The sequence below is a fragment of the Ensifer aridi genome, assembly GCF_002078505.1.
Lineage (GTDB): Bacteria > Pseudomonadota > Alphaproteobacteria > Rhizobiales > Rhizobiaceae > Sinorhizobium > Sinorhizobium aridi.
Genome location: NZ_LUAV01000021.1, coordinates 1 through 12,527 on the forward strand (window position 1 = coordinate 1; position 12,527 = coordinate 12,527).

Consider the following 12,527-nt stretch of genomic DNA (forward strand, 5'->3'; position numbering starts at 1 on the left):
CGGTGACAACCGGTCGGTTACGATGTTTCAGCCATTGGATGCTATGAGGCCGCGCCGTGGTTTTGGCGGCCTTCGCCAATTCACAAGCCTTCGGCCTTCGCTGATGTGGTGGCAGCGTGCTGATGCGGTGGCGATCAGGTGAAGACGAACCGTCGGGACGACGCCATGTTTGCCCGGCGGTGTCTCGAAGCGAACCTCAAAGCCTTGCTTGCTCGGTGGCCTAATGTTGCGCAGGAAGTCGTCAGCGCCGCGTAGCTGCCGGAATGGTTGAGATCCTTGATCTCTCGGAAAAGCCGCCCGTCAGCGGTCGTCAACCTCGCCCTCGCACGCAGGACGGCGGGCTTCATTTGGTCGATCGCCTGCACCGTTCAATCCGAGCCGCTATTTGACAGCAGCTAGCAGAAGAGCCAACACCCAAGATAAGTCTCAGCGCGAGACGCGGCATCGGAGCCGGAACAATGCCGGGGAGCCCCCGTCCACCACTGCAACCCTTGACGCTCGCCACTAGACCGAGGCAGCCCAAACGAAACAAGATCAAGGGGGCCCCGCCCCGCGGATGAGGGATTGTTGACCGATGTTCAAGTCCCGCCTCTCGACCTCACATCCGTCGGTCAAACGCCTCAACCGCTGATCGGATCCAGCGGGCTGCATCTTATCCCAATGGCAATGGTCGGCAATCATCAGAGTGGGGGCTCGAATGCCTTTTGCTTTCAGCGTGTCTGCCGTTGGGCTTCGCTGTTGACGAATCACCATCTACCGAAAGTACCTGTCGCGGTCGGCAGGGGCTGAACCCGCCAGTTTCGAGGTCTGGACGCTCGATCCAAACAGTCGCTCCAACGACGTTTACGTCAACCGCGGCCACGGTTTCGGGCGCAGACAACTCCGATGGTCGAAATTTGCCGACCCGGACCTGTTGGATTCGCCGGCAAAATGCGGAAGGCGAGAGCTGAGTGTGGCCGGACGTGTTCGCTTCCCAAAGAGTTGGTCTGGTGCTGGCCGCCCACCACCCGCTCGACATAGCGATGGACAGGACGATGATGCTGGCTTACGCCCAGGAACTAGATTCCGCGGCCGGCGAAGCGGAATTCACGCGTAAACCGCGTCCGCGGTGTCCATGTCTGACAATGTCGGGGATGCGACATAGCGGTATCAGCGCCGTAGCGTTGTTTCGACACGACTTTCACCGTTGGCACGGCGCATGCAGGCAACGTATCACGGACCGAGAACCGAGTCGGAGCTCAGAAAACACCTGACGCCGATTTAAGCCTCGGACCGCCGCACAGCACGCAACGGAGGTCAACGCCAATGACAAAAAGGGCTCTCATCCTGCTTGAAGGCCACAGGGGTATTGGTTCGCTATACGTGAAAGCGGCCCAGCGTCTTGGTCTGCATCCAGTTACCCTGTCGGCTGATCCAACTCAGTACGACTATCTTGTGGCCGAAAACCTTGAGGCGATCCGTGTAGATACGAGTAATGTGGATGCGCTAATCCGCGAATGTTGCCGGCTGCAGCGGACCTATAGCATAGCTGGAATTACCGGATTTTCAGGCCTCGGGGATTCGTTCTATGCGACCGTCGGCAAGCTCTGCCGGCATTTTAAGCTCCGGGGGCCGGACCCCTCATCGATTGAACGATGCCGCGATAAGTTCACCCAACGTCAACTCCTCGCGCAGACCGGCGTACCACAACCTGCTTATCGCCTGGCAACGAAGGCTACGGACGTACAACGAGCTGCGGCGGAAATCGGCCTGCCGGTGATTGTCAAACCAGCCGTAGGCAGCGGCAGCAGAGGGGTCAGGTTGTGTCGCAACGTCGAGGAGTTAGCCGAACATACGGGCTATCTGTTGGACGGGGAACATATATGCCGGTCTTCGCCGAGGATACTGGTCGAAGAGTTTGCAGAAGGTCGCTACTGTTGTGCTGACATAATGGGAAATGATGTCATTGGGATTTCCGCCGCTGACTTCGGTCCGTCCCCGCACTTCGTCTTTCGTGAGTGGACCTATCCGGCCCTGCTGACTGATGATGAGCATAGGCGTATCGCCGATGTTTCGCTGAGCTGTTTGCGAGCTCTCGGACTTGGTTGGGGGCCAACATGCATTGAATTCCGGTGGTCCAAGCGCGGCCCCGTCGTCATTGAAGTCAATCCGCGTCTTGGTGGGGCGCCCACACCTCAACTGGTTCAGCTGGCTTACGGTATAGATCTCATCACCGAGCACATTAAGCTTGTGATCGGCGACGAATGGAATTTGCGCAGAAAGCATTCACATGTTGCGGCGGCACGAATGCTGGTTGCTGATCGCGATGGCACGCTCGATTGGATCAATGGCGAAAGTCAAGCGGCTGCTGTACCTGGTGTCTCCGAGGTCAAATTGTATGTTGGACCCAAGGCGTCGATCATCAGGAAAGGCGACATCCGAGACTGGATGGGATACGTCGCCGCCGCCTCACCCAGCCTCGCTGAGACCGAGACTATACTTGAGCGTGCGGTGGAGTTCATCGGTTGGTCGATTACACCGGATACACGGTAGCTCGGTCACCTTTAACGATGATTTCGGCATGCGGTTCGAACAGGCGTACCAATCTCTCGCGGCTGGCACCGGCTCGCCGACCAACAACCGCAGCTCGCTCTGTCTGGCGACACGTTCGACCACGGCCAATAGTGAGCTGCCGCCGCGCGATGACGAGTGCTCGCCACGGCCAATCGTTTGGTGCTTGCTTCAGAGGGCGCCAGGGTTGTGCAGGCAATTGCGATCAGTTCTCAGTTGGAAGCGGTTGGGCCGACCGCGCGTGAACTGGATGTTGCGGGCGCGCTTTTTGGCTGCGCGCGTGCGCCGGTTGCGATCTTGCCTCCCTGTCTCTTTCCCATGGGGTGTCAACAAGGCCGTTGTTGTGGGGGGCACTGCTGAGAGGGCGCAGGCGTCGAGAGCGATGGTCGGCGAAGGACCAATGTCTCTATCATCGCCATGGGTGGCGCTCGGAAAGCTGCCATGGCGAGGCGAAGAAATGGCCTGGCCTCGCCGGAGCAATCCGGCGGGGCCTCGGTAACATGAAAATCAGGCCTATCTCACAGCGGCGTAAACCTGAAGCGGCTGGCGGCCGCTTGGTCTACCCCACTATTCGAAGTGCTAGTACCGAAACGGCCTCTGTGGCTCCTTGAGGTATTCTGACGGGCCTGTCAAGCGAAGCGAAGAATTGACCCCCTGGGCGAATTGAAGAACTGACCCCCTCATTCCTCGGTTCACTTGACGTCTGCAGCAGGGCGAGTCAACTCGGACTCGGCGGTGTCGACCTTAGTAAATGTCGACTTCCGCCTGTGCCGCGGCGCTCAAGCCGGCCCATTGATGCATGGCCACGCAATGAGATCCCGATTGCTTGGCTTGCAAGCTTCCATGCGGCGACAACTACCACTGCCGGCTGATTTGTGGGGATCCGCGACTTGCCCCGCTTCCTGCTGTACTCCATGAAAGCGATTTGAATAACGCGTAACAGCTAGCTTGGGCCACACGGCAATAGAGTTGTAACAGCTGGCTGCGCTTAAAGAAAGCTCTTGCATCAGTCACCGGCCATTTCTCGCTAGCAATGCTCACCTGCATGCAGCAGGGGACTGTCATGCACCGGATCTTGACGTGTGGACTTGTTGGTTCCACAAGCTGACTTGAACTCAGTATCCTTAAGTCAACTACCTGACCTGACAGTGGATCGGGTCTGCAATACCAGTTAGTTTGATGTTGTTTTCGCTCGGGGCCATCAGAAATCCGCGGAGTTCAGAGCTCGGCTCTCGTTGTGACCAAACCCACGAAAGATGATTGAGAGCCAAAACGCTGCCCATCGTCCTTGGGCTTGCTTGACAGCACATTAGTGCGGGGTCGTTTGTTAGATCAACTGGCGCATGTCCGCGTGGAAAGGACGGTTATCTTTGCTCTAAAGAGTGTGGGGGAACTCACCATGGGATGGAGCTATGCCGCGGCTTCCTTGTCACGCCGACGCGAGCCGGCACATTGATGCAGTAGCGTAAAGGAAATTGACAACCGGTTCGCGAACGTTCTTGTATTCACGGAGAATCTAGCCATGGTGTCCTCGGCTATCAGCCGCCTGTTGCAGCCTCAGACGGCAATGCCGTCGTAGGCGACGAAGCTGAAGGTCCTGCGTCGCTGCACACATTAAAGAACAAAACCTTGCGCCTTACAGCAACGGGTACCAAGGACTCTGCCGCCGGGAAAAACACTTCTGCGGCTTTGAGCCTTGTGGGGCTTATAAGTTCCAACCTTCCCTTCGTCGAAGCATTGCTCGAAACCGACCGCATCGAACGGATGATGAGGTTTTCGAAACGTCAGTCGGCTATGCGCTTTCCGAGTAGGCGAGTTTTACGGGCGGCAGCCGCTGGGGAGAGGGGGGCCCTATCCGATCTCATCGTCTGCCACAGCAACGCTGCCCTGAGGCATGAAAGGTCGATAGAGCGCGACCGCAACGACGGGCGACAATCGGAGTTGCCCCGCCGGAAACGACAAGGCGATAAATCATGGTTGCCGAAGATCAATCGAACGTTATCTCGTTTCTGCAGGAGCTTGGCGGCACCAACGGAATCAAGAAGATCGAAACGCACATCTCCTATGTTTTCCTGATCGGCAATGGTGCCTTCAAGGTCAAGCGCGCGGTAAAACTACCTTATGTTGATTTCTCGACGCCGGAGCTGAGGCTCAAAGCCTGCTGGAAGGAGCTCGTGCTGAACGTAGTCACTGCACCCGGGCTGTATCTCGGAGTGCGGAAAATCATGCGCGGCCAAGATGGCCGCCTCCAATTCGATGAGGGAGACGAGCTTGTTGATGCCGTTGTGGAAATGGTTCGTTTAGACCCCGAGGCATTGTTTGACCGTATGGCTGTCACCGGTCGGCTTACTGCCGAACTCATGACTCGAACAGCCCGCATGATCGCCCGTTTTCATCGTGGTGCGCGTCCGATTCATCAGAGCTCTGGTTCCGCGAATATCGCGGGCGTACTTCAAACTAATGCCGCCGGCTTCGCAACCAGCGGGGTCTTCGCAGCCGACGAACTTGAGACTTTCGAACGGGAGTTCGAGGAGAAGCTCTCGGTTCATGCCGCTCTGCTCGATGCGCGTGAGGCAGCTGGCAAGGTCATGCGATGCCACGGCGATCTGCATTTGCGCAACATTTGTGTCATGAACGGTGAACCGCGACTATTCGACTGCATCGAGTTCAACGATCAGATCGCCACCGTCGATAAGCTGTATGACGTTGCCTTTCTGCTCATGGACCTATGGCATCGCGGTTTCCCCGAGTTCGCAAACCTCGTTGCAAACCGGTACCTTGATGAAGTGGATGACGAGGATGGCTTCGTGTTGTTGCCATACTTCATGGCGATCCGCGCGGCGGTAAGGGCGCACGTTGTCGCGACGCAAATTGCGGACAGCAGCGCCGAACTTACGGGCAAACTTGCCACCGAGGCACGCTCCTATTTCGACCTCGCTCGTTCTCTGATTGTGATGCAGCCTCCGCGTTTGATTGCGATCGGCGGCCTCAGCGGCGCAGGCAAAACGACGATTGCGGAGGTCTTGGCCCCGCAATTTGGCGCCCCACCGGGGGCTCGGATCGTCGAAAGCGATCGTATCCGAAAGGCGATGCACGGCGTTGAGGCCGAGGAAAGGCTTGGGCCGGCGGCCTACCGTCCCGAAGTGTCGGACAAGGTCTATGGTGAGATGGCTCGCCGCACCCTCACGATAGTGCGCGCTGGCGGATCGGCCGTCGCCGCGGCTGTGTTCGACAGGGCGCCCAACCGATCGCGCATAGAGGCCGTGGCGCGCGAAGCTGGGGTACCATGTACGGCCGTTTGGCTCGACGCGAAGACGTCATCGCTGCGCCGGCGCGTGACCTCAAGGACTGCCAGTCCGTCTGATGCAGACGTGGAGGTACTCGCACGTCAGCTTGTCGCAGGCACGAGTGGGGTTACATGGGAACGGGTCGATGCCGAACGGGACGCGAACGACATCGCGCGGATGATACTCGATCTTCAGTATGTTTGATGGAGTGCAGCGTTCAGCGCCTTCAGGGAAGATTGGCGGTTTGTCTGGTTTGGGAAATGTCGACTGATTTGAAGGTGGGAGCGTTAGGGCGAAGATGGCAAAGAATGACCGAGGACGTGTGAAAAGCGGGTGCGTGACTGTCGATGACTGCTACTTTTTGCGCGTGCGTGCCGGCGCGCGCTGTCGGCCGCGCGTGGTCAGGCGGCGATCGCCTCCATCAGCGGCTTGACGCCGAAGATATTGATCATCCGCTTCATATTGTAGGCGAGCACCTGCAGGCTCATCTCGGTTTTGACCTGGTTGAGGGTTCTGGTCAGGAAATGGGTACTGCCCATCCATGCCTTGAGCGTCGCGAAGGGATGCTCGACAGTCTGCCGACGGATGGTCATCGCCTGCAGCATGCGGTCGAGCCTGGCCTGCATCTTGTCGAGGACACCCTCGTGTTGCCAACGCTTCAGGCGCTTGATCTTGTCGGGCGTGCATCGGGACTTGAGGGTGCAGGTTAGGCAGGCGGTGAGGTTGCGATATTGATCGATGTTGTCCCGGCGGTCCGAGCGCACCTTTCCCCGCGTCAGGTGTTCGCCCGCCGGGCAGGTGTAGCGGTCGTTCTCGGCGTCATCAATGAAGTCGGCCACGGTGAAGAGGCCGCGCTTGGCGTTGCCGGAGGTCCGCGTCTTAGGGATTATCGGCAGAATGCCGGTGCCTTCGCAGGCCAGCACCTCGTCACCGTTGTAATAACCCCGGTCTGCCAGCGCCGTGACCTCCTCGCATCCGGTCGCATCGCGGGCCTTGTCGGCCATCGCGCTCAGTTGCGCCCGATCGCTACCGAGATTGGTCACCTCATGCGCAACGATCAGGTGGTGGTCGGCGTCGACGGCGATCTGGACATTGTAGCCGACTATGCCGGTGCCTTTGCCGCTGGTTGCCATCGATCGGGCATCGGGATCGGTCAGAGAGACTTGTTTGTCCGGTGCGGCCTCGACTTGCTTGCCGATCTCCTTAAGCGACTGCATCTGCCGGCGCAGGCCTTCGATCTTCGCCTTGAGGCGCACCGCCTTGGCCCCGGCGACATCGCCGTCCTCCCGGTCGGCTCGGTCCAAGTCCGTCAGATAGCGCGCGATGCTGGCCTCCACCTGCTCGATGCGCTTGGCGACCTTGGCGACAGTGAAGTTCTTGTCGCGGTTGTTGACCGCCTTGAACTTGCTGCCGTCGATGGCGACGACGGCTCGGGTGAACAGGTTGAGTTGGCGGCACAGCACCACAAACCGCGCGCAGGCGGCGCGGATCGCTGCCCCGTTGTCGCGTCGGAAGTCGGCAATCGTCTTGAAGTCCGGCATCAAGCGGCCGGTCAGCCACATCAGTCCGATGTTGCGCTGGGTCTCCCGTTCGAGCCGCCGGCTCGACTGGATGCGGTTGAGAGCCGTAGAGATAAATCTTCAGCAGCGTTGCGGGGTGGTAGGAGGGCCGCCCCGTCGCTTCTGGCACAGCGCCGGCAAAGCCCAATACCTCCAGATCCAGCTCGTCAATAAAGACATCGATGACGCGAACCGGGTTGTCCTGCGTGACATAGTCTTCCAACGTGTCGGGGAGCAGTGTCGCTTGCCGCCGATCATCCCCCTCAATGAAAAGCTTCATCCCGACCCCCCCGCTCAACGGGAATCACCCTGTCATATCAACATGTTTCCACACATGGGGTAATCGCGGGAGCGAATCGCCCTGAGGGCCAGAAGTGGTCACGCTGTTGAGAGCAGGTGGTTGTTCCCCGATAGGATGGAAGTACGGGCTCACGACTGGACGCCGGGCCCAAGCATCGAAGGGAGAACAACCATGAGCGAATATATCGGTCTCGACGTATCGTTGAAAGAGACGGCGATTTCTGTGCGGCGTGACGGCAAGCGGATCAGGCGCGGCAAATGTCCCTCTGATCCGAGCCTGGTCGCGGAAGTCGTCCGCAAGCGGGCGCCGGCGGCCAAGCGGGTGGTGTTCGAGACCGGTCCTTTGTCGGTGTGGTTCTATCATGCCTTGCACGCGGAAGGGCTTCCGGCGATCTGCATCGACGCCCGCCATGCCAAGGCCGCGCTCGACATGGCGCCGAACAAAACGGACGCCAACGATGCGACGGCTTGGCGCATCTGGCCGAGGTCGGCTTTTACCGCGAGGTGCGGGTAAAGGGCTATGACAGCATGCTGATCCGCACGCTGGTGGCCGCGCGCACCAGGCTGGTCAGGATCACGACCGAACTGTCCAACCAGATCCGCGGACTCATGAAGACGTTCGGCCTGGTCGTTCCGCGCAGCAAAGGCGGCACGTTCGAAGCCGAGGTCCAGCGCCTGCTGGCCGGTCAGGAAGCGCTTGCCCGGATCATCCTGCCGGTTCTTGAAGCCTGGCGCAGCGTGCGCGCCCGCGCCGCGGAGCTTGGGCGGCAGCTTATCGCCAGCGCACGGCAGAGCGAGGCCTGCCAGCTGCTCATGTCCATCCCCGGGGTTGGTGCGGTCACCGCAACCGCATTCACGACCGCCATCGAGGACCCGGCGAACTTCAGGAAGTCGCGGTCGGTCGGTGCATGGTTGGGACTGACCACACGTCGCTACCAGTAAGGCGAGGTCGATTATGACGGCCATATCTCCCGGCGTAGTGACGCTCATTTGCGCGGTCTGCTCTATGAAGCGGCGACCGTGATCCTGACGCGCGCTTATGCCCAAAGCGATCTGCGCGCCTGGGGACTGAAGCTGCGAGAGAGGATCGGCTTCAAGCGCGCTGCTGTCGCCGTTGCACGCAAGCTCGCCGTCATCATGCACTCGATGCTGAAATCCGGTGAACTGTTCAACCGGGCGACCAGCATCATGGCCTGACACAGCAAAGCTGAAATGCGCCTGCTCTGAGGCGCGTCGAGGCGTCCCTGCCGGGACGTGGACGAACCATTCCGACTAGGCTGTTGCACCTCCGTGCCAAAATGCCCGTCGCGTGCGTTCCACACATTGGGAGGTTCACCCGCGAAGCCCCATCATGCGGCGACTTTATATCGACCGGGAAGACGATACTGCTCCCGGCAAACGACAGCCTCGACGTTCAAAAAGGGCTTGCATTTTACCGCGCGATTAGACGACAGGCTCGACCCACAACGCCGGAGGATGTTCCGGGCGTTTTGACCCTCGCCCGGGTCGATAAGGGCCCTAATCACCGGCTACTAGCCACCCTCCCAATTGACCCGACGGAGCACGATTAAAGTGTCGATGTCTTCGCGGCTTACCTCACTGATGAGAAGGGGCCCGCCGCTTTGACGATGCAAAGCCACGAACTGCTGCCACATAGATTTCTGCGGAGCAGACGGTTTTCAGCACTCACGCCGGAGATCGTCATCGCTTATGTCGAGCGACATGCGCTCGATGGCTTCGCCGAACGCGGCAAGGGCGATGTGCGGGGTGTACGCGCCTTCCTGCGCTCTTGCACCGGAAGGGCTTCAATGGTCCAGGCAGTTGCATCGCGACCGTCCGCCGCTGGCGACTTGCAGGCTTGCCAACGTTCCCGGCGACCGAGGAGGCCTAGCCGCTTCTCAATGCTTCTCGAATCGAGCTTGGCATAGATCCCTGTGCTGTGGATGCTCCATGCCGGGCCTGCGCGAACTGAGCCTGACCTAGCCGGGAGGTGTTCCAACGAGCCCGGCTTCGCACCGCGCTCGCGGGCTTCGCGAAGAGCTGAATACAAGTAGCACGGCTCTGGGCGACGATTATCGGCATTCGTCACCTTCATGGAGGCTCGCTCGCCGAGACCATCACGACTGATCTGGCAATTGAGTGCGTGACTTTGATTGGCCGACGTCTATCCGACTGGCCGGTGTGCGCTGTTTTGCTCAGCACCTAATTTTTTCGACCCTTGACGAAGCGCCACCGTGCGAATCCGTGCGGCCGGCGCGGCGGGCAAAGCCCTACATCTACAGCGACCTAGATTAAGTAGACCATCTTGCAAGGCGCGGGACTGAGATTGACCTCGTTGGAAGAGATTGCGACCAAGCCGCGGACGGCGCAGAAGTCTATATTCCGCTATCTGGGCTCATGGCCCGGCTTTGCGACACGGGCTCTCGCCTCAAAGCGCTTCTCGCGGCGCGTGGGTCGCCTCGCGCGCGAGAAGCGCTTCGAGCCATTCGCCATGATCGTGGCACCGTCCGGATGCAGCAGGGGAGGCGGGTTCGCCGTCGTTTCGAGTTCTTGTCACAGTTCCTTCGACCGATCCATCTCGGCCGCCATAGTTGCGTTGATCTCGTCGGCGATTCCACTCCTTGGTATGCTTCCAGACTGTCGCGTATGTGGAGTCGACCCCTGATCCGGTCGAACGCCACTCCACATACGTGGTACGGACCTGCCGCACTCCTCCACATCACTCTCCCGACCCGGGCTCAGCGGGTCTGTCCATGATCTGAATCAATTCATCTGTATGTCGCTTTTGCTAGCTTGCATGCAACTTTAGCCACACCACTGCAATTGGAATTGGGAGGGAGTGATGGTCGCTGGCTCAGTGCATCGTCTTCACCTTACAGGGCGGCACGACAAGTCGGGACCGAAGCCGGATCTCCGAGTGACTTATTCAAAGAGCTCAGGATGGCAGATCGAAGTCCTTTCACAACATGCCTATAATTGGGCCCAGAGGCATGCCGATTCATTCCTCTTCGACAACGATGGCAATCGTATCAGAACCAACCGGACCGGCGTTAATATCCTCGTTCATGATGCGAGAACCAACGGATTGAAAACCGAATATATAGGACCGCATCGAGTCCTTACATTTTGATAGCACCCCGTGCGGAACGGCAGATGCATATAGCTGGGGGGTAGCGCTTCTGCGCGGAAGTCTCTTCCATGCAAACAGCACTAAGAAGGCCTGTAAAGAATGCGGTTGTAGCCTACTCCGAAACGAGCGAGCGCTGATGATGGACATTAGTAGTTATCCGAGGCGGCTACGCGGGATCTGCACAAGGGAGCCGATACGACCTGACGCTAAAATCAACCGGCGTCAGGAGTCATGGGATGTTGGAGAAGAAATGCGCACATTGCTTACTCCCTGGCGCAGTGTCGCTGCCGGCTTTCTGCTGAACGGGGTCCTGTTGGGGACTTGGGCCTCTCGCGTTCCCGCCGTGATGGCTCACTTTCATTTTGACAAGGCGAGTTTCGGGGGGATGCTGGTGCTTCTAGGGCTCGGCGCATTGTTTTCGTTCCCGATTGCCGGCCGCTTGTCCGATAGCTTGGGTGCCGTGCGGGTCGCCCGAATGATCGCTATCCCGTTCCTGCTTTCGATTGCCTTTTTAGGGCTTGCGCCGACGATACCGCTGCTGACGATCGCGCTTTTTCTCTTTGGCATGTGTCATGGTTCGATGGACGTAGCTATGAACAGCTGGGCGAGCGAGGTGGAGAAACACATGAGGCGGTCTGTGATGTCGTCGTTTCACGCCATGTGGAGTGTGGGGGCTGTTCTGGGCGCAGCAAGCGGTTATGTTGCCACAGCCTTTCAGACCCCAGTATACATTCATTTCCTTGTTAGTGCCGTGGTGACCGGCGGGACCATTGCCCCTTTCCTTCTGCTCAATTGGCAATCAACTAAACGGACGCATGTGATCCGTGCAGCAGGATTGGCGGTTCCTAACAGCGCTCTTTTGCTTGTGGGCCTCATTGCTCTCGCATCGGGATTAGGCGAGGGTACAGCTCTCGACTGGAGCGCGGTATATTTGCATGATGTAGTCGGAACTGCACAGTCGGATGCTACCCTGGGTTACACTGGCTTTTCTGCCGCCATGGTGATCGCGAGACTCAATGCGGATTCTCTGGTCACGCGATTTGGGTCAGCAACTGTTGCACGGCTGAGCGGGTTGTCCGCCGTCTTCGGTATTTTACTAATCGTTGGCGATGACAACTTGCCGTTAGTCGTGGTAGGCTTCGTGCTGATGGGGGTCGGCTACGCAGCCGTCCTACCCTTAGCTTTCAGTCGAGCAGCAGCCGATCCTGTAGTCCCAGCCGGGAAAGGCATCGCGTCCGTCGCAATCTTCGCGTATGGCGCTATGACTTTGGGCCCCGTTGTAATTGGAATTCTCGCCGAAGCAACCACAATGCGCGTCTGCTTCCTTATGGTCGGACTATTCGCGGCGTCGATTGCAGTTTTGGCTCCAGTGCTCGAGCAAAGACCCTAACTGCATGAGGAGCATTCGGCGAAGAAGTAATCGCCCTTCTCTATCGCATGATGATCTCCGCATTTTTTCTTCGCCGGGCGTTGGAGCGGCTATGGCACGCAAATCGGCAGCGCGACCGCTGAAAGAAGGGTTTTATCGGTGCAGCCGGAGACAGTTGGAACGGCTGCACCTTCATCCGATCTTCAAGCGCGTACGCGTTGAAGCTTGATGATCTGGTCACTCCGTGCGGGCCTTCTCTACCAAGCGGCCCGCACGAAGACCGTCGAGGGTGAGTGCCGCCCGATGTCTGTTCTGCGAGCTTCCGAAAACGC

At 58.9% G+C, this 12,527-nt stretch carries 3 protein-coding genes and 4 pseudogenes; 5 read left to right on the forward strand and 2 right to left on the reverse strand.

The window, feature by feature from the left end:
- Positions 1 to 1,305 precede the first annotated feature (1,305 nt).
- A complete protein-coding gene (locus tag AYK65_RS18430; protein ID WP_081159382.1) occupies positions 1,306 to 2,532 on the forward strand; it encodes an ATP-grasp domain-containing protein in 1,227 nt (408 codons plus the stop codon).
- On the opposite strand, the pseudogene AYK65_RS33880 reads toward AYK65_RS18430, so the two are convergent.
- Positions 2,522 to 2,829: pseudogene (locus AYK65_RS33880) on the reverse strand (ISNCY family transposase); the annotation flags it as partial. The gene AYK65_RS18430 and the pseudogene AYK65_RS33880 overlap by 11 nt on opposite strands.
- Here AYK65_RS33880 and AYK65_RS33065 point away from each other — a divergent pair.
- Both AYK65_RS33065 and AYK65_RS18435 read left to right on the forward strand, forming a co-directional pair.
- Positions 2,808 to 3,105 (forward strand): annotated as a pseudogene (locus AYK65_RS33065) (IS5/IS1182 family transposase); the annotation flags it as partial. The pseudogenes AYK65_RS33880 and AYK65_RS33065 overlap by 22 nt on opposite strands.
- Positions 3,106 to 4,523: 1,418 nt before the next feature.
- Complete coding sequence (locus AYK65_RS18435; RefSeq protein ID WP_081159383.1) at positions 4,524 to 6,041, forward strand: bifunctional aminoglycoside phosphotransferase/ATP-binding protein; 1,518 nt, start codon at positions 4,524 to 4,526, stop codon at positions 6,039 to 6,041.
- A gap of 197 nt (positions 6,042 to 6,238) precedes the next feature.
- On the opposite strand, the pseudogene AYK65_RS18440 reads toward AYK65_RS18435, so the two are convergent.
- Positions 6,239 to 7,676, reverse strand: a pseudogene (locus AYK65_RS18440) (IS1182 family transposase).
- Positions 7,677 to 7,868: 192 nt separating this feature from the next.
- On the opposite strand from AYK65_RS18440, the pseudogene AYK65_RS18445 reads away from it, so the two are divergent.
- Both AYK65_RS18445 and AYK65_RS18450 read left to right on the forward strand, forming a co-directional pair.
- Positions 7,869 to 8,893: pseudogene (locus AYK65_RS18445) on the forward strand (IS110 family RNA-guided transposase).
- Positions 8,894 to 11,076: 2,183 nt separating this feature from the next.
- Entirely contained in the window at positions 11,077 to 12,216 is a 1,140-nt protein-coding gene (locus tag AYK65_RS18450) for an MFS transporter (RefSeq protein ID WP_081159385.1), read from the forward strand.
- The last annotated feature ends 311 nt before the right edge of the window (positions 12,217 to 12,527 follow it).

Bases quoted from the DNA above. Each gene is read 5' to 3' on its own strand.
- AYK65_RS18450 (WP_081159385.1), top strand. From the start codon at position 11,077: ATGCGCACATTGCTTACTCCCTGGCGCAGTGTCGCTGCCGGCTTTCTG.
- AYK65_RS18435 (WP_081159383.1), top strand. From the start codon at position 4,524: ATGGTTGCCGAAGATCAATCGAACGTTATCTCGTTTCTGCAGGAGCTT.
- AYK65_RS18430 (WP_081159382.1), top strand. From the start codon at position 1,306: ATGACAAAAAGGGCTCTCATCCTGCTTGAAGGCCACAGGGGTATTGGT.